This window comes from Anatilimnocola aggregata (assembly GCF_007747655.1).
GTDB lineage: Bacteria > Planctomycetota > Planctomycetia > Pirellulales > Pirellulaceae > Anatilimnocola > Anatilimnocola aggregata.
In genome coordinates this window covers 6,816,866-6,838,296 of record NZ_CP036274.1, presented here as the reverse complement: position 1 = coordinate 6,838,296, position 21,431 = coordinate 6,816,866, and the positions used below count along the sequence as shown (strand labels likewise).

The following is a 21,431-nucleotide window of genomic DNA, read 5'->3' as shown; positions in this document are numbered from 1 at the left end:
CGGCAGTAATTTCTGCGAGTCAATGATTTGCCAGCGGAATGCCGCGCCAATTAGCGGAAGATTTTCTAGCGGACTCGATCGCGAATCTCTTCTCTAGGACTGCTTGCGACTCGGGGCAAATATCTATGAGTACGGCCAATACTTGCCGGAGAACCAGCGAATCCGTTTCACTGGCCCCCCTGCAAGCGGCTGATCGCTTTACTTTGACAACAAGTGTCCCTTGCTGAGCCAACCGCTCACGCCAGAAGTCCGAGACATTGCATTCGCCGCAACGCGAATGAAGAAAAGCTGCCGGCACTCGGTTGGCGCGAATTAACGACTCTCCGGCAATCGCACGCTCTGGCGGAATCGCTATCGAGTTCAACACCACGATGTCGACAACCCCTTCACCGAGAACTTTGAAGCAATGCTCTGCCTCTTGGCCATCGACGGCGATGAGAGGTTGCGCAGGCGGCTCCGTTGCCAGCAATACTGCGTTGGTTGCAAGCCACACGAACCAACAGCCAGAGAATCGGGCCATTGTCTTTGATCTCCTTGAGCCGCCAGCATGAAATGCACAACCGACAACGCCATTTATAGCTACTTGCAATACATATGCAAGTAGCGACGCTTTTCGTTGATTAGCCGGTCGTAATTTGGCGTCGTCAGCAAATCGTGAATAATTGGCAAGCAGAGTGCGAGAATGGCAAAGTAAAGCGTGGACTTCGCTAGGAAACGAAGCCGACTCGGTGTCGGTAATTGCTAAATCAAGGAGCAATTACGCAGTTTTCAAACCGAGAACTTGTTCGAAGAGGGTTGTGCATGGGGTGCTAATCGTTTGTCAATGAAATAAGAGCGACCCGCCAGTTAGCTCTCGACGGAAAAATGCCGCTCGCCGGAATTTGCGGCTATCGGCCCGTGGCAAACGGCTGGCTGAATATGAAACCATGCACGGCAAGGTTATGCTGTAACGGGAAATAAACGCTTGCGGCGCGTATATAAGCGTGCCATGAACGACGAACCGCCGAGAGCGTCGCAGCTCCCAGCGGTTCAGTAACGAGATGGTAGGAGCATCTGCGATTACCTTGCGCGGGATATTGACGCAACCGCGACTTTAGGTCAAGCAAAATCTGACATCGACTTAACTTCCAACGCGGTGAATAACACCGCGGCATGTTGGTCGTATGAAGCCGTAACCGTGGGGTATGACAAAGCGGCAGGAGGATGGCTCACGCGCAACGCGGAAGGAGCCTCCGTTGGTAGGTGGATGACGCCAAAAAGTTCCTTGGCCGGCACGTGTCACCACGATGTCGGAGACCTAAGCGAGGGTGGCTCCGGTGGTGGTGCTACGTCCTGATCAGAGTCTGCCTTCGGCTTCGGCTGGGGTAGGCTCTCTTCGGTCATGGCTCTGGGTTCACCAGTGGTTGTAATTGCTGGTTCTTCTTCATTCCAGAGCATTGCTTCTTGCGACCAGTTCTTTTTCCTCTTCCGGCCTTTGCGATTGAGTCGGCCAGCAATGAGTCGAGCCGCTTTAGCCCATGCGCGAAAGGTCTTCCCGTTTAGTAATAGAGTTTGATCGGACCATGTCGTCCCATGTCCCGCCTGGAGGGCCTGACCGATTTCTGAGTGGGTCGCATTGGGATTGGCTCTGAGTAGTTGGACAGCAGGCTTGCAGCCAGAGAATTGTTCAATTCCGTCGAGTATGACTTCGGCTAGAACGCTAAAGGATGCGTCAAATGGATTTCGCTTGATTGTGTAAACGTCGGTTTTCGGACTATCGATAAGATCAAGTAGAATGAGGTCAGATAGGGCTTTCTTTTTGGCGTTGTACCTCATGGCAGGATGAGGAAGGTTTCTCGCAATCGCTTGTGCCAGCGCAAGGGCGGGCTTCGGCTGGGATTGTGGAAAGCTTTTGGGACGTCCCTGAGTTCTTGCGCGGGGATGGCGTGTTGCAGTTAGCAGTGTGATTAGCTTCGGGTCGGACGGTGGAATCTCGATGGAATTGCGGTCGAGAGTGGCGATTTGTGCATACTCGAACCAAGTAATGAATGCTCTCGCGTATTGCGCCCAAATATCATCACGCACTTGGATGGCGGGGAACGCCTTTGGAAGGGCCTCGGCAAATGCGGTAATGGGCAAAGGGCCATCAGCGGAAGCTGCGAGGTCTGTGAGTAACGAGAGAGCTTTGTGTTTTTTGAGTGAGGCGGTAATTCGGTCTCGAATCGCTGTCTCTCGATCACTTGCGTTGATTATGTCGTCAGCAATATGAACGTGCCTTGGAACGTCTGTCGCCACCCCCATTACCTTGAGTTCACGAGCGAGGTTGAAAACAGCGCCTAGTTTGAGACCAAGTTTCGTCACTGCATCGTCTGCGAGTAGGTCACCGCCGGCGTTGATGACTTCCTTAAGCAGCCTGGCGACCGCATTCGGTGTCTGTCGAAGGATGTAACTTTCGCTGACAATCACGTCACCGGTAATTAAAAAGTCCCGGAAAATGTCCCAGTACGTATCGAGAAGATCACCAACCTGTACGATCAATCGCCGATCGAGAAGTGATTGAACAATCTCCTTCGGGATTGCCTCGACTACTTCAGAGGCAGCCTTTGGGGCCATGCGTGCAAATCGCTTGAGCGCCTCACGTTCCGGGAGGTTTAATTCGGTGAGGTCGGTTTCGAAAAGTCGTTTAACATTTAATGAATCGGCGACCAAATCGTCCTGCGTCGCCCCGGATTTCAATTCACGGTCGACGTGGCTTGCGAGTTTCTTAAACAGCCACGGCAGGCCTTGCGAGACTTCGCGAAGCCGCTGCTTCAATTCCTTTTGAAGCTTGGTGCCGGCGGCCTTTTGTAAGCGATGTAACAGCGCGTTGATTTCACTGGGACCGAGCGGGTCCATGATGTAGATGTTGGCGCATGAGCGTATGTCGTCCCGAAGCTTGTAAGGGTAGGTTTCCGTGAGGCCGACAAGATCGGTTTTCCAAGCAAACCCAACGATGACTGGCGCCGTAACTTCCCGAATCGCGAATGCGAGGTCGCGGAACTCTTGAGTTAACCGTGCGTCTCGGAACACGTTCTCGAATTGATCGAAGAAAACGAGCAGTGGCTTGCCGGTCCACTGGGTGTTTGCCATGGTCGTAATTGCACTGCTCAGGCTCGCGAAGGATGCGTTTACGGGGAGTTTAGCTATCCCATGCCTCTCCGCACTTAGCAGAGCTTTTCGGATTGCTTGCCAAACAAATTCAGGGGAAGTAGCAGTTCGGGAATCGATGACCAAGCCGCTGCCTCCTTTCTGATTAAGCTGGCTCCGGAATTGGAGTGCAAGGGAACTTTTTCCCCAACCAGATTGCCCGTTCAGAACTACGACAGTGGCATGTTCAATGCGTTCCTTGAAGAGCGTTTGGAACTCCTTGATGTGGTCGCCGCGGCCGACAAAGAACTTCGGCGACGCGGGCAACTGGTATTCGAGCTCACTTTTGCTGCCGTGCACTTCAACGATTGTCGGCTCTGCGGAGATTGAAACTGCCAGGGGACGTTGGGCATGCGCAGTGATAGATGTGACAGGAAGCGCCCCTGCGTAATCGGATGCTGTGAGAAGTTCGATTACTGGATCAGGAACGCCGTCCGTTCCCCAAACCTGTACGAAAGCAGCTCGGCGGCTCGAAGGGTCAACCAGTTTATTTGCGCAGTAGGTGCCATGACGCGTAATGATGACTGCGAAGTCGGAGGTCAGTTCATCGGTCTGTGGTTCTTTGATGATTGACTTCTCGATCAGCAAATCGACGATCGCCTCTGGGTTGAGGTAGCGGAATTGTTGGTCGTTTGAAGCAGTCTTCCGAAAAAACACGTCAGCGCCAGCGGTAAGGCCGGGGATGGCAACGAAGAAGCCGACAAGATCGGGAATATCGAAGCGGGCGCTGGCAAGTTTGCCATAAAAACCGGTGATTGCAGGGGCGTCGAGGTTTGTACTGTAGGCCTTGCATTCAGCGATGGCCCTTTGCCCCGTCAACTTGTGACTCGTAGTTACGTCAAGTTCGATACCATTTTCAGTTGAGTTTAGCCGATCACGTGTGGGTTTTTCGTAACCATAGAGTTCCATCAGCAAGGCTATGAACTCCTCGAACAAGTGGCCCTTCCTGTTGTTCTGTTCGGATTGAGTTCTGCCCTCGGCTAAAACGAGAATGTGCGGGCGGTTGATCGCGACTGTTGAAGCAATTCGAGGTTTTGTGGCGTGCGACATGCGGAAGATTATACCCCGTCATTCGACGAAGGTCAGTCGAGCGAAAACCCTTGCCGCCAACTTTGGCGAGGTCCGCCACATTCACTTTGTTCGGTAGGTCCTATTTCTTCCAGTCGACGACCGAGAGGGTGATCGAGCGAAGGGGATTTGGCTAATCGACGGCCGCGAGTGCCCAGCGTCAGCCGTCTGTCGGGCCGCAAAGCGCACGTGGCGTTCGAAGATGCTGGCTTAGATACCAGAATAGGCCTTGAAATCCCGGCTAGTTTACGTGCGACAAGAAAATTTCGGTCGGAACTTGCCGGGAAGACGGTGTACTCCAGTATGGTTTAGTAGGTAATTGTCACGGCAGCAGCGGGTTGCTGTGAATGCTTTCGAGGCCTCTTTGAAAGGGTTTGTATGGAGCAGAAAAATGAAAATGAATTTTTCAATTCTCAGCGACTCAGAACTGCAGAAGTTGAGGATGTGGCTCGCCACAATCGAACTGCTGGTAATCGTTTTGAAAATCGTTTGGGTGCTGTCCGGAAACGGGTAGCCGTAGGCGAACGCTCTCGCCGGTAATCGTACCGGCGGGGGCTGAGGCCGCTAATCGAGGGCGAAGCCTTTCCCGCCCACTCTTGCCAGGTTGCTAACGACAACCATCTGCCCAATCTCTGGGTTATCCGATGCCACGGTGGCGAGCATCGTATCGCCGAGCGGTTTCAGTTCTTTCACCACGCCTTGGGTATGGCCTGTCTCACCTGCCTGTTGCCCCGTATCGCGCAGGTACTTTGCCGATTAGGCGACGCGGTCTCCGAACCTGATTGGTGCTGTGCGGTCTGTCCATGTCATGGGCGGACGGTAACGCAGTGTTCGGAAGAGAGCAAGCGTAAGTTACTTGGCAAGTGAAATGGCTTCTCTCAGCTTGCCCCTGACTTGCTGCACGCGATCCGTAGCGGTTTCAGGAATCTGCAGCAGCATCGCATAGGTGTAGTCAGGGTAGCCATCTTCCCTTGTGGGCAGCCACAAGTTTGGCCACGAGGAGTGGAACTTCAATTTCAATTGGCTGATCGGCGGAAAGAAGTACGGATTCTTTGAACCGATCCACCGATTTCACAGCCGTTACAAGGGCAAATGGCTGTCCCTGAAGCTCTACACCAAGTTCAACGACCAGACTTTCTACGTCGGGCAAATCAAAAAGGTGTATGTCCCACGCGACAATGAACTCGTGACAGCAGTCTCAGCGATTGTCGCAAACGGCTGGTTTGATCGAATGAAAGCGGACATCGCTGCGATCGGTGCTGACGAGACAGTGCTCGACGCAACCGATCCGGCACTAGTTATCAACGCGTGTTACGACCCGGCAGACGTCGAACTCGACCCCGACATGCCACCGTTTGATCCGAGCAGCAAGCCCGCGCGGTCTCATCACTACGTTTTGGCGTTTGATGACGACGCACCTTTGCCGAAGAGCGAAGCGGAGAATGGCGAGGAACGACTTTCCGCCGAGAAACGCTCGGAGCTACAGTTCGTTCGCGCAGCACAGCAGGGCCAGATCGTGGACCCGAAACACGCCCGGCTTCAAAATCGCCTCTACGACTGGCTGTGTGACAAGCACGGTGCCAGGGCGGTTGGCTTCGAGAAGAAGTTCGTTGATCTTCGCGTAACTCTTCCGGAGGTGACCACGTTCTTCGAGATCAAGATTGCCGCGAACGCTAAACGCTGCATTCGTGACGCGCTTGGCCAACTATTCGAATACACCTCTTATCCCTCAGAGTCAAAGGCCCATAAGTGGGTCGTTGTCGGCGATCAGGTCCCAACGGATAACGACCTCGCCTATCTCTTGCACCTGGTCACGAAGTTCAACCTTCCCATTTATTACGGGAGATTCGACGCTGATAGCGGCTCTCTTGGCGTTCTCGAATAGTGCGGCAGTCAATTTGTGGGAAATGGCAAAGAATTAATCTAAAATCTGGAATTCTGTGCCCTCGGAAGGGCTAAAAGAAAAAGCCCTAAGTCGTTGTCGAAAAAGGGGCGTTAGGAGTGGTCAGGGCCGGAGTTGAACCGGCGACACATGGATTTCCAGTCCAAAACTCGGCATCACTGGCCGCGGCCGGAAGGTAAAAACCGTTTGTTTGCCGCTGTTCGATTCAATCGAGCAACAAAACGGTGCAGATCTCACATCGGCATGGTTTCCAAGTGGTGCCAGTTCTGGACGACAAGCCAGCGTCAGAGGATTCTCTCGACATTGAATCCACCCCGGACGGCCGCCAATCGCCGGATCCTGCAGCGGAAGTTCAGCCCCAGCGCGAGATTCCGTTGCGATAGAACCGAACTCCGTTTCGGTCGTCGCCGGTCAGCCACGAAGCGCAGCGTTGTGACGACTAGAAGTGCCTGGTGTAGGCTACACCAGATGCGACCTCTTTATGCCCGTTTCTACCCGTTTCCACAAATTCGCCAGATTGCGATTTGAACGGTGAATCGTTGAACGGATCGAGTTTTCTGGGGCGGGCGAAAAATAGCGCTGATGGTTTTCAAGACTGCTGCCTTAAACCACTCGGCCACCCATCCAGGTGCGGCGGTCAATTCTAAGTCGACATTGCGTCGCGGCAAACCCCGGCGCCAATTTGCTTGGCCCGCCGAGCGATACCCGGCGATTAAAGGTTCACCGTCGCCGTGCTGATTCCGGGGGCAATTGCATCTATACTGAATGGGCTGCGATCTGGCTGTGATCGCCCCGCAAACTCTCCCGAAGTGTTAGAGGTCCTTCCGATGCGTGCATTTTTCTTGGCGTTACTCACTTGCGCGGCGCTTCCCGCCGTTGGCCGGTCAGAAACGATTTTCGTCGAGGCTGAGTCCTTCGAGAACATGGGAGGCTGGTCCCTCGACACTGCGTTCACACAAATTGTCGGCTCGCCTTACTTGCTTGCGCATGGCTTGGGCCAACCCGTCGCCGATGCCACAACAAAGATCAAGGTTGCAGAAGCGGGCAAATATCGGCTGTGGGTGCGAACGAAAGATTGGGTCGCGCATTGGAAAGCTCCGGGCACACCGGGACGTTTTCAATTGCTGATTAACGGCAAGCCGGTTGCCACAGAGTTCGGCACCCAAGGAGCCGATTGGAACTGGCACAGCGGTGGCGAAGTGGAATTGCCCGCGGGCGAAGTTTCGCTGGCGCTGCACGATCTCACCGGCTTTGATGGCCGCTGCGATGCGATTCTGCTCACCTCCGATCCGAAGTTCACCTTACCCGCACCGGCAGAGCTGGCCGCAGCTCGTCGCGCCTGGTTGGGTTTTGAAACACCCGTCGACGATGCCGGCGAGTTCGACCTGGTCGTCGTTGGCGGCGGCTATGCCGGTGTTGCGACGGCGGTTTCGGCAGCTCGTCAATCGCTTAATGTCGCGCTAGTTCAAGATCGATTCGTGCTCGGTGGCAATGGCAGTAGTGAAGTACGCGTCTGGGCTCAAGGTGGAACGTTGCGAGGCAAGTATCCACACCTGGGTGAGATTGTCGAAGAATTCGCTGATCATGCTCCCGATTCGCCCGCTGCGGGGACAGAGTTCCTGGACGAGCGTAAGGAAAAGCTGGTTCGCCGCGAAAAGACTGCTTCGCTCTTCTTTGGCCACTTTGCCATGAAGGCAGCGACCGACAAGGACGGCAAGATCACTTCGGTCACCGCGCTCGAAGTTCGCACCGGTCGCGAACGAGTCTTCCGCGGCAAGCTGTTTTGCGATTGCACCGGCCACGGTGTGATCGGCGAACTGGCTGGTGCCAAGTACAACATTGAGCCCAAGGGACGCATGGGCATGTCGAACATGTGGTATTGGCAGAACGACGACACCGATCAGGCCTGGCCCGAAACGCCCTGGGCCTTGGCGCTCGAAACGACAGACTTCCCCAAGAACCCGCGCAGCCGTTCGCAAATCGACGGCAAGCCTTTCATGAAGGGTGAATGGTTCTGGGAATCGGGCTTTGACAAGGATTCGATCAAGGACCTGGAACTGATTCGCGACTGGAACCTGCGGGCTGTGTTTGGTGCCTTCACGGCCCTCAAGCATGGCAAGGAAAAGGATCTGCACACGAAGTCGGCGCTCAAGTGGGTGGCCTTTGTCGGCGGCCCGCGCGAATCACGTCTGCTGGAAGGTGACGTGGTCCTCACCCGCAACGACATCGTCAGTCAGCGAGAGTTTCCCGATGGCTGCGTGCCAACGACCTGGGACATCGACCTGCACTATCCCAAGGAGCAGTTCGCCAAGAAGTATCCAGACAATCCGTTTATCTCTCGGGCCGAGTTCGGCGCGGGGGTCGATCGCAAGAATGGATACCCGGTTCCTTATCGCTGCTTCTATTCGAAGAATGTGCCCAACCTGTTCATGGCTGGCCGTTGCATCAGCGTGAATCACGAAGCACTTGGCACTGTCCGCGTGATGCGCACCTGCGGCATGATGGGCGAAGTTGTCGGCAAGGCAGCTTACCTTTGCACACTGCACAATACTTCGCCCCGCAATGTGTACGACAGCTATTTGCCCGATCTGATCGACCTGTTCAAGCAACCCGGCGCGATGCGGCGCGATACCTTGAGCGGCGATTTGTATCGCGACACGAATTCGATTGCCGTCGAGCCTTACTTGTCCAAGGGGACCGATAAGGTCACCGGCGTACCAAATCAACCGAAGCCTGCGGCTGGAACTTCCGGCGTCGCCGTGAAGTCGCTGGCCGGGATTGTGGCGGACGATACGAGCGCCAAGATGACCGGCAAATGGGCCGGCGGCACGGGACTCAGCCCTTACATTGCCGAAGGCTACCGGTACGCCAATGCCACGGAACCAGCCGAAGCCCGGTTTGAATTGACCGTTGCGGAAGCGGGGAAGTACGAAGTGAAACTCGCCTGGGTCGGTCACGAGAACCGCTCGACACGCACTTCTTGCACGATTGAGCGCGAAGGGCAGAAGCCGCTCAAGTTGCGGCTCAACCAGCAGGAGAGCACCACCGAGCCTAACGGATTTCACTCGCTGGGGCTGTTCGAATTTCCCGCTGGCAAGGCGGCAATCGTCATCTCCAATGAAGGAGCGGACGGCTTCATCCATGCTGATGCGGTTCAACTGCTGAAAAAATAGGGATTCATGGCGACGGAATCCCCGAGTGACGTCCCCACAGAAGCAACCAGTGCTTCACCGAGCGAGCGAACCTTGCCCCGCGCAAGGCGCTCGCTGCGGCAAATCTTCGGGGCGAGCATTCTGCCCCGCGCGTTTCGTTTGGGCTTGCTCGCGGCTGTCGCTGCGCTCCTTTACGTCGCCGGACAACAGCCTCCGCCGCCGGACGAAATCTCCCTCGAATCGGCCAAGCTGTTCTTTCCCGCGGCAGCCAAGCTGGCCAAAGGGGATGTGCGGCTTGGTGGGCAGGGAGTGCTCGATGAAAAAGGAAAGACCATCGGGCTGTTGCTCACGACGTCGCCGCATGCCGACGATCTGATTGGCTATAGCGGACCGAGCAACCTGCTGATCGCGCTCGATGTGAAGCAGCAAGTCATCGGCGTTCATATTCTTTCCAGCGGTGATACGCCGAGTCACGTCGAGCAGATTCGTACGCAGCGTACGTTTTGGCAGCAATTCATTGGGGAGAACTCCACCCAGCGGCCCGCAAAACTCGCCGGAGTAAGTGGCTCCACACTCACGAGCATGACGTTTGCAGAGGGAATCGATCGCCGGTTGCACGGGACTTCCGTCTCGCTGCGTTTTCCCGAAACGGTCAAGCTGCGCGAGATTCGCAAGCTCTTTAAAGAGGCTCGCAAATTCGAAGCCGATAATCCGCGCGTCGGTTGGAACAAAGCCTGGGATGCTGAAGGCAACCATCTGGGCTATGTGGTCCGCACGTCACCGTATTCCGATAACGCGCGCGGCTATCAGGGGCCAACCGAGTCGCTCGTGGCGATCGATGCCGCCGGGAAGACCGTGATCGGGATGCTGGTACGCAAAAGTTACGACACCGAAGAATATGTCGAGCGCGTTCGTCCCAACGATGACTTTCGCGACAGCCTGATTAACCGCAGTATCGACGACTGGGCAAAAATCGATTTTGCAAAAGAAGGCATCGAAGGAGTTTCGGGGGCAACGCAAACTAGTTTTGCGATTGCCGATGGCATCCGTCGCCGCTTTGCCGCGGAACAATCGACCGCCGTGCAAACTGCAGCGGCCAAGCCCTGGAACTTTCAGCCCGGACTCGTCGCCGTGATTTGCGGCGGCTTGGGACTAACATTCACGCCGCTGAAGAACAGCCGGCGATTACGAGTAATCTGGCAAGTGGTACTGATCGCCGTCTTTGCATTTTGGCTCGGCGATTTGTTGTCGCTGGCCCTCTTCGTGGGCTGGGCCCGGCATGGCATCCCTTGGCGCACTGCGCCGGCGGTGGTGTTGCTCGTCGCAGTTTCGCTTGTGATTCCTTGGGCCACGCGCAGACAGATCTATTGTCAGCAATTGTGTCCGCATGGCGCTGCCCAGTCGTGGTTGGGCCAGTTCAAGCGTTTGCATGTGCGCATCTCGAATGCCTGGCAACGACGCCTCGGTTATTTCCCGCCGGCGTTGCTCGCCGTCAGTTTGCTGCTCGCGACGTTTGTCGTGGGATTTGATTTGGCAAGTTTGGAGCCGTTTGACGCTTGGGTATTGAAGGGGGCTGCCGCAATTTCCGCAGCAGTAGCGCTGGTTGGACTGATTGCCTCGGTGTTTGTGCCGCAGGCCTATTGCCGTTACGGCTGCCCGACGGGGGAGTTGCTGAAAATAGTAAAGAGTGGCGGCAGTCACGATCGCATCCAGCGGCGCGATCTGATGGCGGGCGGGCTAGTCTTGATCGTCGCGGCTGGCCTGTATGGACCGCAGTTGGGGGCATCGCTTAACGTGGCAAGTCCCGAGGCCCCAGCAACTACGGAAGCAAGAGTAGTCGAACTTGGCGGTCGAGCATTTGGTACCACCTGGTCCGTCAAGTTGCGCGGCGATCATCAAGTAGCCCCTTTGCAAGCTGCCGTCAGTGCGGAACTTGAACGGATCGAAAGCACGCTCTCGCACTGGCGACCTGAGTCTTCCACGTCGCAGTTCAACGCGAGTGAGACCACGTTCGAAACCGAACAGCCCGCAGAACTCGTCGCGTTGGTGGCCCGAGCTTTGGAATTGAGCAAACTCTCGGACGGTAGTTACGACATCACCGTTGCGCCACTCGTCGATGCCTGGGGCTTTGGTCCCACTGGTGAACGAGCGCCGCCCGGCGAACAGGAGGTTGCTGACATCCTCCAGCGTACGGGTTGGGAAAAGTTGATCGTTGACTCCACCGCGAACACACTGCGAAAGAAGCATCCGCAGCTTCAAATCGACCTCGGTTCGCTGTTGCAAGGCTACTCCGCGGATCGGACAAAGAAGGTTCTCGACGAGGCAGGTGTTTCAGAATACCTGATTGATGTTGGGGGCGAACTGCTCGCGCGCGGCGCTTGGCCAGTGGGAATTGAAGATCCTCACGATCCGGCCAAGCCACTGCGTACTTTTATTCTGAAAGATGCGGCGCTGGCGACGAGCGGAATTTATCGCGCGAAGAGAGAAAACGCGGCCGGAACCGTGCATCACCTGATCTCGCCGCGCACCGGCAAACCGGAAGTCACGAAAACTATGCTGTGCGCCGTTGTGGCACCCACGGCTGTCGAAGCGGATGCCTGGGCAACGGTACTACTCGCGGTTGGCGTTCCCGCAGCAATGCCGTTAGCAGATCAGCAGCAGCTGTCCGTACTCGTGCTCGATCAGGAGCATGGTGTACAAACCAACGCGGCAGGCAACTTGCTTTTTGAGCCGAAGTGAGCGAGGTGCACTTTCACCTTTTTCCCAACTTGAAGTCCGCCGCAATCAGCACGCACTTTGTAATTGCTAGCGACAGTTTGTCGGGGTGCCGCAACTCGATCAAAAGGGCGAGCTAAATCGGACACTCAGCAAAGTAGAAGGCGGGGTTGAAGCGACCTCGATAAACAGCCATCTGGCGATGACGGCTGGCAGCACAAACCGCAAAGGGGGGGGTGTCCAACAATCGGGCCTATTTTTGGACAGCAGATAGCGCAACTCTCGGGTTTCCGGCAGATTGGTGTCCAACAATCGAGGGTATTGTTGGACGTTTAGGATGAAGGTGGCGAGCTTTCGTCGCAGAGCCCTGAACCAGATGCCCTCGTCAGTGACGCTGGCTGGGAATCCTTTCGTCGTTTGACTGCGGACCACCGGACCTGTCAGACAGTCAGTTTCGCACACGACCCCGCGAAGGCTGATATTGACCCCGTTCAACGAACAAACGTAGGCTGGGTAACTGGCAGAAAGTAGCCAGCTGATGCGCGAAGGATTGCGGAATGTCCCAACTAACCAGATTGAAGCGTGCACTGGCCGAACGCGTTCAAGGTCCTTCAAAATACTGCTCCGAAACCTGCCTGGTCTCAGATGAGTTGCGTGTTGTTTACGCGTACATTCCCAAATCTGCCTGCACCAGCATCAAGACCTGGCTACTACGGTATGGTGGTTTCTCGCCGCAGATTGCTCGCCAATTTGAAGAGGCCGAAACTCGCGGCGAGAAAGGCCCCGATGCTCATCGACTGGCTGACGAATTCGCGCTGCGGCATCGTTCGCGCGCGGAGATCGAACGGGTACTGAGCGATCCAAGCTATTTCAAGTTCACCGTGGTGCGTCATCCGCTGCGAAGACTCGTCTCAGCCTATCTCGACAAGGTCGTGAAAGTGAAGTCGACCGCTTTCGAAGTGATCCAAAGCGGGCAGGTCGCAGCCGGGTGTCTTAGTGCGAAAACAGCTCTTAACTGGATGCGCGGACTGCCACTCGATCGCGAGCGAAGCTTAACCTTTCGCGAGTTTGTCACTGCCTTGCGGGGCCAACGCCCCGCTCAACTCGACGTACACTTTCGCGCGCAGCATCGCTTGCTGCGGGGAATTGAGTTTGACACCGTGGGCAAACTGGAAACCCTGGAACAAGACTTTGCCAGCGTTCAACAACACCTGAATGTTACGGTGCCGCTGCCGGTTCGTCATGCGTTTGAGTACGAAGCCGTCGAGCATGGAGAGTGCGTCGCCGATTGGCCAGCTGCCAGATTCCGCACGATCAAGGCTCCTCAATGGGGCCGCTTCTACGACGCTCCACTGCTGCCCGCGTGCGAAAGCCTCTACGACGGCGACTTTAAACGGTTCAACTACGAGTGCCGCTTGCCCGGGTAAGGGCGTGCCTGCAAGCGTGCTGATGACCAATCCTCCGATGGTCGCTGGGCAAAAGTCGACCTATTTGTCTGCCAAAAGTTTTGCAGACCTTACTTTGGGCGGTTAGAACTGTCTTCGTTCTCCTGCCGTCCTTTGCTGTTTGTCCCTGTCCCCAGCTTCTCCCACTACCAACTGCCATGCCTACCCGCCGAGACTTGCTCACCTCCGCAGCGGCGGTCGCTGCTGGAACTGCCTTGCTGCAGGAAGTTACTTCCGCACAACCCAATCCCGCTGCCAATGTTGCCGATCGTGCTACGAACATTCGTATCACTGGGCTACAGGCAACTTGGGTCAACCCGAACATTTTCGTCAAAATCGAGACCAATCAGGGAGTGTTTGGTTGGGGCGATTTGAAAGGGGTTGATCCCCGCGTCAGTAAGCCGCTCGTTGAAGCGCTCGGTGAGTTGATCAAAGGGGAGAACCCGACCCGGATCGAACATCTTTGGCAAAAGCTCTATCGCTCGCATCGAAACATGCGGGGCGGCGCGCTGATGATGCATACCATCGCGGCCATCGACATGGCTCTGTGGGACATCACCGGCAAGTTACACGGAGTTCCCGTCTATCGGCTGCTCGGAGGTCCCACGCGCGATCGCATTCGGGTCTATCACACGCCGCAGGCTCGCAAGATTCCTTGCTACCCCCTGGAGCACAGCACTAATCCGCAGGAGATCGAGAATATTGTCAAGCGGATTCAGCAGACGCGCGAATTGGTTGGACCCAATGGGGCGGTGATGCTCGACGCCCATAGTGCCGTTCCGCCCGCATCGCTGATTCAATTGGCTGGCGCCATCAAGCCGTTTGATGTGCTGTTCATCGAAGAACCCGCTGTTCCCGGCAATATCGAAGTCTTCAAGCGGCTGAAGGAGCAGATTTCTATTCCGCTGGCCGCAGGCGAACGAGACCGCGGCATCTATGAAGTGCTCCCTTATCTGCAAGAAGGCTGCCTCGATATTCTGCAACCCGATTGCTGCCATACGGGTGGAATCACCTCGATGCGTAAAATCGCAACCTTGGCTGAGACGTTCTTCGTGCCTCTGGCGCCGCATTGCACCGCGAGCAACTTGGGCATAGCCGCGAGCATGCACGTGGTCGCTTCGATTCCCCTGTTTCTGATTCACGAGTTCTATCCAGACAATCGCGGCTTCAATCCGGCGAACATCGCGCGCGCCGATTGGGAAGTCGACAAGGATGGCTATATCGGCCTGCCCGGCGGCCCGGGTTTGGGAATTGAGATCGACGAGAAACAATTGGCCGAAGAGGCCAAGAAGCCGCAGAACTATCGCTGGCCAGGACAGAAGTTGAAGGATGGTTCGATTGCGGATTACTAGTCCGCTTGTAGTGTGGGCTTGAGCCCACGTACTGCTTTGAGCGATCGCGACGTGGGCCGAAGCCTACGCAAATTCAGAAAGACCTCTCATGACCACTCGACGTGACCTGCTTGCCTCATTGGGTACCGCTGCTGCCGGCGCACTCGCTTTCAACACGTTTCGCGGCGACACGAACGCAGCTCTTCGCGCCGACGAAGGGAATAATCCTGCGGCCAATGTGGCCGATCGAACTTCCACCATCAAGATCACGCGGATCACACCGACACCGGTTAAGCGAAAGGTGTTTCTCAAAGTCGAAACAAATCATGGCGTGACCGGCTGGGGCGAAATCGACCAGCTTGAGCCCTATGTCGCGACAGCACTCGTCAAGTCGCTGTTTGAATTGCTCGATGGCGAAAATCCGACGCGCATCGAGCACCTGTGGCAAAAGATCTATCGCTCGCATCGCGATATGCGTGGTGGCCCCTTCATGACGCACACGCTGGCCGGCATCGATATGGCCCTGTGGGACATCACCGGCAAGCTCTGGGGAGTGCCCGTTTATCGGCTGCTCGGTGGACCCACGCGTGACAAGGTGCGGATGTATCCCTCGGAATCGGCAACGAAGGTCGGTGCCGGCCCGCAGCCCTTCTCCGGTTCACCGCAGCAGATCGAAGGGTTTGTGAAGACCGTGGAAAATGCGCGCGCGAAGGTCGGCCCGAAGGGGCTGGTCATGTTCGACGCCCACTGTGCCTTACCGCCGCCATTCCTGATGCAGCTTGCCTCGGCGCTAAAGCCCTATGACCTGCTCTACATCGAAGAGCCGGCGGTGCCGGGGAACATCGAAGTCTTCAAGCGACTCAAAAAACACATTTCCATTCCGCTGGCGGTTGGCGAACAGGCACGCACGATCTGGGAAGTCATCCCTTACTTGCAAGAAGGCTGTGCCGATATCTTGCAGATCGATTGCGCCCACACCGGCGGCATCTCGCAGATGCGAAAGATTGCGATTCTTGGCGAAGCTTATCACGTGCCCTTGGCCCCACACTGCGTGACCACCGATCTCGGTGTGACGGCCAGCTTGCATGTGAGCGCTTCGATTCCGTTTTTTCTTATTCACGAGTATTACCCGAGCATCACGCCGCCCGGGTTGGTAAAGAAGAGTTGGTCGCTCGATAAAGACGGCTATGCGTCGCTACCGGAAGGGCCGGGCATTGGCTGCGAAGTCGACGAAGCCGTGCTCGCCGAATTGGCCAAGCAGCCTTCACCGCCCGAGTGGCCCACGCGCGGGCGGTTATCGGACGGTTCGATTGCAGATTATTAAACGGTCTGCCGATCCCAACAAATGTGGTTGATGGAACGTGGCTCGGCAGCTTAAACTGCTGGATACCCTCTCCCTGTCTGCTCACCCACCTATCGCGTGCTACCGCGAAAATCCGCTTGCAGAGGAACCTGCTGCATGTCATTTGCCAGCCCTTGCACGATGCGCGCTGTTTGCCTGTCTCTAGTAGTGCTTGGCAGCTTGCTTGCGGCCCAGGTTGCGTCCGCTGCTGAGGTGGCGGCCAAAGAGGCGGAGTTCTTTGAACTACAGATTCGCCCCCTGCTCGTTTCGCATTGCCTCGATTGCCACGGCGATCGTAAGCAAGAAGCCAAGCTAAGGCTCGACTCGCGCGAAGCCCTACTCGCCGGCGGTGACTCGGGGCCGGCGATTGTTCCCGGCGATCCCGAGAAGAGCCTGCTGATTGCTGCCGTGCATTACAAGGCCGATGCCGCGCAAATGCCGCCCAAGGGAAAGCTCGATGGGGACAAAATCGAAAAACTAACTCGCTGGGTAAAAACTGGTGCTATCTGGCCGGTCGCTGCCGAAAGCATGATGCGAACCACGGTCGCCGCGGGCGATAAAGCCGGAATGAAGATTCGCCCGCAGGATCGCGAGTTCTGGTCGTTTCGACCTGTCGTAAAGCCCGCCTTGCCAATCGTAAAGCACGAAACTGCAGCTGCATCGGCAATTGACCTTTTCATTCTCGCGCAGCTCGAAGCGCAGAAGCTCGGCCTCGCGCAGCCCGCAGAGAAGCGGCAGTTAATTCGCCGCGTCACGTTCGATTTGACTGGCCTGCCGCCAACGCCATCTGAAGTTGCGGCATTCATTGCCGACGAATCCCCCGACGCCTACGAGCAACTCGTAGACCGGCTGCTCACGTCGCCCCGCTTTGGCGAACGCTCAGCCCGGCTGTGGCTCGATGTCGCCCGGTTCGGCGAAGATCAGGCTCATACGTTTGCCGCTCGCCGATATCCTCAAGGCTATCGCTATCGTGACTGGGTCGTTCAGCAGTTGAATGCGGACCTTCCCTACGATCAGTTCATTAAGTTGCAGATCGCGGCCGACTTAATGGCCAACCCAGACGACAAGCAGCATTTGCCCGCGCTGGGCATGTTCGCCTGCGGCCCCGTTTATTACGGCGATAAGAACGATCTCGATCAGTTTGCCGACCGCGTCGACGTGCTAACGCGAGGGTTTCTCGGTCTGACGGTTGCCTGTGCCCGTTGCCACGATCACAAGTTCGATCCGATTCCAACCTCCGACTACTACGCGCTCGTAGGTGTCTTCGCGAGCACCGACTACGTTGAGACGCCACTCGTCTCGCCGGCCGAAGTCGAAGCAGCTCAAAAGACGCTGACCGAAAAAGAGCTGAAGATGAAGGAGAAGGACCGGCCGAAGAAGTATCCCTTCGCGCATGCGCTTGTCGATCGTTCGCAGCCCAAGACGATGAAAGTGCATGTGCGCGGCAATCCTGAGACGCTGGCCGGTGATGCGCCGCGGCAGTTCCTTTCGATTCTTTCGCCCGACGAGCCCACGCCGTTCTCGCAGGGAAGTGGACGCCTGGAACTGGCCGAAGCCATCGCGAGTCCACAAAATCCCCTCACCGCGCGAGTGATGGTCAATCGCCTGTGGCAGCAGCATTTTGGCCACGGTTTGGTCCGCACGGCAGGCAACTTTGGCGCCTTGGGCGAGCAGCCCACGCACCCGGAATTGCTCGATTACTTGGCGACTGAACTGCTCGCCGCAGATTGGTCCCTCAAAGCCATTCATCGGCAAATTGTTTTATCAGCCACCTATCAGCAGAGTGCAAACAATCCTGCCGCAAACGAAGTCGACCCCGAGAACCGTCTCTGGTCGCGGTACCCCCGCCGCAGGCTCGATGTGGAGTCGTGGCGCGATGCGATGCTGTCGGTTGCGGACCAACTCAATCTGTCTCTCGGCGGCGCATCGCAAGATCTGGCGACGAACAACAACCGTCGCCGCACCCTTTACGGTCACGTCAGCCGGCACGAGTTGAATCCGCTGCTGCGACTGTTCGACTTTCCCGATCCAAACATCACCAGCGATCAACGAATGACGACCACCGTGCCGCTGCAACAACTGTTTGTGCTCAACAGCGAGTTCATGACCAACCTGGCCAAGGACGTGAGCAAGCAGGCCGAAGCGCTCCAGCCCAGCGATATCAGCGAACGCATTACGCTGCTCTATGAACGACTTTACAGTCGCCAGCCCACGTCCAGCGAATTGGAGCTGGGGCGGCAATTCGTTAGCAGTGAAGCTCCAGTCCCCGATACGCAACTCTCTCGTTGGGAACGTTATGCCCAGGCCCTGCTGGCCGCGAATGAGTTTTTGTATCTCGATTGAAGTAGCCGTGTAAACAAGTGTGTTTTACATAGCCCGACGCGTCGGGTGAGTTAGATCAGGGAACGAGACGATGGAAAACATTCACCCCGCGTTGCAGAGCCTGTCGCGGCGTTCGCTGCTGAAAATCGGTGGTGGCTTTGGCGCGATCGGCCTCGCTGCCGCCTTGGCCGGTGATGGACAAGTCTCTGCCGCGACGTCTGCTGCTGCCAGCAATCCCCTCGCGCCGAAGGCGGGGCATTTTCCGGGCAAGATCAAACGGCTGATCTTCTTGTTCATGAACGGCGGGCCTTCGCACGTCGATTCCTTCGATCCCAAGCCGGAGTTGACTCGCCGTCACGGCGAAAAGCTGCCCGACTCGTTCGTCGGCAAAAACACTCGCCGCCGCGATGGCAAACTGCTCCAGTCGCCGTTCCCTTGGTCGCAGTACGGCGAATCGGGCATCGAAGTTTCCGATCTCTTTCCGCACCTCGCCGCCCGCATCGACAAGCTGTGCGTCCTCCGCTCCATGTGGAGCGACAATCCCAATCACGAGCCTGGCCTGCTGCTGATGAACACGGGCAACATGCAGCCCATCCGCCCGAGCATGGGTTCGTGGCTGACGTATGCCCTCGGCAGCGAAAATCAGAACCTGCCGGGATACATCGTCCTCTGCCCGGGCAAGCCTGTCGTCGGTCCCTATCTATGGAGCAACAGCTTTCTCCCCGGCGTACACCAAGGAACGCAGATCAACCCGAAGAACACCGATCCCAAGGCGATGATTCGCGACGTCAACAATCGCTGGCAATCGCAGGTCGCTCAGCGTGAGCAACTCGATCTGCTACAGGCACTCAACCAGCAGCACCTCGACCAGCGCGAAAAGGACGCCAATCTCGAAGCTCGCATCGCCTCGCTCGAGATGGCCTATCGCATGCAGGGCGAAGCACAAGAAGCGTTCGACCTGGGGCGCGAGACGGCCGAAACTCGCAAGCGATACGGCGAAGGTGAATTCGCCAACTCTTGCTTGCTCGCGCGGCGTTTGAGCGAACGGGGCGTGCGCGTGGTGCAGTGCTACTACGGCAACGGTCAACCGTGGGACGATCATGGCGATATCAAGAATCACGCCAAGCACGCGCTAGCCAGCGATCAGCCCATTGCAGCCTTGCTCGACGATCTGCAGGCCCGCGGTTTATGGGACGAAACGCTGGTGATCTGGGGCGGCGAGTTCGGCCGCACACCAATGACCGAAGGAGAAAAGGGGCGCGACCATCATGCCATGGGCTTCAGCATGTGGCTGGCTGGCGGTGGTGTAAAGGGAGGCTACGTTCACGGCGCGACAGACGACCTTGGCTTTGCCGCCATCGACAAACCGATGCACGTTTACGATCTACACGCCACCATTCTCCACTTGCTCGGACTGAATCACGAGAAGCTAACCTTCCGCTTCAGCGGTCGCGATATCCGCCTGACCGATGTCCACGGGCATGTTGTGCATGACATCCTGACCTAACGACAGCAGTGCCGGACCGATGAGGAAATTATTCCGCTAGTTTATCCGCTGGCCGTCGATTCTTCCCCGCTCGTTTCATATGCGAATCTCCCAAGTCATCGCGGGCTACTTCGGCCAATTTCTTGAGCCTGGCAACGACCTCGGGGTTCGCCTCGGCGACGTTGGTCTTTTCGCTCGGGTCGTCCTTCAGGTTGAAGAGAGCCAGTTCGGTCTTTGCCTGAGTGTAGCCAGCGGGCAGGCCATCTTTGCCGGGAGCGCCGGTTAGCGAACGATAGGCATGCGGGAAGTGAAGCTTCCAATCGCCACTACGCACGGCATCCAGTCCCGTGTCCCAGTAGTAATAGAAGACCTCGTGCGCGGACTTCGCCCCAGCCTGAGAAGACCAAATGGGCCAGGCATCTTGACCATCAATCTTACGATCAGGCGAGACCATTCCCCCGGCCAATTTCACGCAGGTGGGGAGCACATCAATCGTGCTGCAGAACTCGGAGCATGTCTTGCCCGCGGGTATCTTCCCCGGCCAGCGCGCGACAAACGGCACGCGATGCCCACCGTCCCACGTGGTTCCTTTCCCTTCGCGATAGATACCCGCCGAACCCGCATGATTGCCATACGAGAGCCACGGGCCATTATCGGAGGTGAACATCACCAGCGTGTTTTCGTCCAGGTTTAACTTTTTCAATGTGGCGAGGATCTGCCCCACGCTCCAATCGATCTCCATGATCACATCGCCGAACAGACCCCGCTCGCTCTTGCCGCGATGCTTCTCCGAAACGAACAGCGGCACGTGCGGCATGCTATGCGGCACATACACAAAGAATGGCTCTTGCGCGTGATCTTCGATGAACTTCGTCGCGCGCTCGGTGTACCACGTTGTTAGTTGCGTTTGATCGGGATCGTGTTCGATCGTCTTGTCGCCATCGATGAGTGGCAGCGGCGGAAAGTTCCTGGCCGTGGGATGCTTGGGCCACATGTCGTTCGAGTACGGCAGCCCGAAGTATCGATCGAAACCATTTTTCTGCGGCAAAAACTGCGGATGATGCCCCAAGTGCCACTTGCCAAAAATGGCCGTGGCATAGCCGCGCTCCTTCAAGTACTCCGGCAGCAGTTTCTCTTCCTGGGCAATGCCATGCTTGGAACTTGGTCCGAGCGCGCCCAAGATGCCGACCCGCTGCGGATAGCAGCCCGTCATTAGCGCCGCCCGCGAAGCGCTGCAAACAGCAGCGGCCACATGAAAATCGGTGCAGCGCACCCCTTCGGCCGCTAGTCGGTCGAGGTTCGGCGTCTGATATCCCTGGGCACCAAACGAGCCAATGTCGGCGTAGCCCAAGTCATCGCAAAACACGAGCACGATATTCGGCGGACGATCGGCCGCACTGGCCAGTCCACTCCAGCAAGCAAGCCAGCCGCAGATCGCTATGGTCAATGTTCTGCTCATCGTCGAACTGCTCATGGTCCTACTCCACATCTCTTTCCGTAGC

11 protein-coding genes and 1 tRNA gene are annotated in these 21,431 nt (G+C 56.9%); 8 read left to right on the top strand and 4 right to left on the bottom strand.

Annotated features, from left to right (window positions below; translation table 11 throughout):
- Positions 1-19 precede the first annotated feature (19 nt).
- Both ETAA8_RS25705 and ETAA8_RS25700 read right to left on the bottom strand, forming a co-directional pair.
- The gene (locus ETAA8_RS25705; protein WP_145095405.1) at positions 20-757 is read right to left on the bottom strand and encodes a hypothetical protein; all 738 of its coding nucleotides are present in this window, start codon (positions 755-757) and stop codon (positions 20-22) included.
- Positions 758-1,278: 521 nt separating this feature from the next.
- Entirely contained in the window at positions 1,279-4,215 is a 2,937-nt protein-coding gene (locus ETAA8_RS25700; RefSeq protein ID WP_145095402.1) for an nSTAND1 domain-containing NTPase, read from the bottom strand.
- 991 nt (positions 4,216-5,206) lie between these two features.
- Between ETAA8_RS25700 and ETAA8_RS25695 the strand changes: the two genes are divergently transcribed.
- Positions 5,207-6,118, top strand: coding sequence for a hypothetical protein (locus tag ETAA8_RS25695; protein ID WP_145095399.1), 912 nt, complete (start codon positions 5,207-5,209; stop codon positions 6,116-6,118).
- A gap of 117 nt (positions 6,119-6,235) precedes the next feature.
- Here the strand turns inward: ETAA8_RS25695 and ETAA8_RS34930 are convergent.
- Positions 6,236-6,337, bottom strand: a tRNA-Ser gene (locus ETAA8_RS34930).
- A gap of 626 nt (positions 6,338-6,963) precedes the next feature.
- On the opposite strand from ETAA8_RS34930, the gene ETAA8_RS25690 reads away from it, so the two are divergent.
- From ETAA8_RS25690 to ETAA8_RS25660, 7 genes are all read left to right on the top strand, one after another.
- Positions 6,964-9,309, top strand: a complete 2,346-nt coding sequence (locus ETAA8_RS25690; RefSeq protein ID WP_145095396.1) for an FAD-dependent oxidoreductase — start codon at positions 6,964-6,966, stop codon at positions 9,307-9,309.
- Between the two features lie 6 nt (positions 9,310-9,315).
- Positions 9,316-12,027 carry an FAD:protein FMN transferase gene (locus ETAA8_RS25685; protein WP_145095393.1) on the top strand — a complete coding sequence of 904 codons (2,712 nt, stop codon included), beginning with the start codon at positions 9,316-9,318 and terminating at the stop codon, positions 12,025-12,027.
- A gap of 533 nt (positions 12,028-12,560) precedes the next feature.
- On the top strand, positions 12,561-13,430 hold the full coding sequence (locus tag ETAA8_RS25680; RefSeq protein ID WP_145095390.1) for a sulfotransferase family protein: 870 nt from the start codon (positions 12,561-12,563) through the stop codon (positions 13,428-13,430).
- Positions 13,431-13,606: 176 nt separating this feature from the next.
- Positions 13,607-14,800 (top strand): mandelate racemase/muconate lactonizing enzyme family protein, encoded by a 1,194-nt coding sequence (locus ETAA8_RS25675; protein WP_145095388.1) that lies wholly within the window; start codon positions 13,607-13,609, stop codon positions 14,798-14,800.
- An 88-nt stretch (positions 14,801-14,888) separates the two neighbouring features.
- Entirely contained in the window at positions 14,889-16,103 is a 1,215-nt protein-coding gene (locus tag ETAA8_RS25670) for a mandelate racemase/muconate lactonizing enzyme family protein (RefSeq protein WP_145095385.1), read from the top strand.
- Positions 16,104-16,238: 135 nt separating this feature from the next.
- A complete protein-coding gene (locus tag ETAA8_RS25665; protein ID WP_202921267.1) occupies positions 16,239-18,464 on the top strand; it encodes a PSD1 and planctomycete cytochrome C domain-containing protein in 2,226 nt (741 codons plus the stop codon).
- Between the two features lie 70 nt (positions 18,465-18,534).
- Positions 18,535-19,950, top strand: coding sequence for a DUF1501 domain-containing protein (locus tag ETAA8_RS25660; RefSeq protein WP_145095382.1), 1,416 nt, complete (start codon positions 18,535-18,537; stop codon positions 19,948-19,950).
- Positions 19,951-19,978: 28 nt separating this feature from the next.
- On the opposite strand, the gene ETAA8_RS25655 is transcribed toward ETAA8_RS25660, so the two are convergent.
- Positions 19,979-21,403, bottom strand: a complete 1,425-nt coding sequence (locus tag ETAA8_RS25655) for a sulfatase family protein (RefSeq protein WP_238397566.1) — start codon at positions 21,401-21,403, stop codon at positions 19,979-19,981.
- Positions 21,404-21,431: the final 28 nt, after the last annotated feature.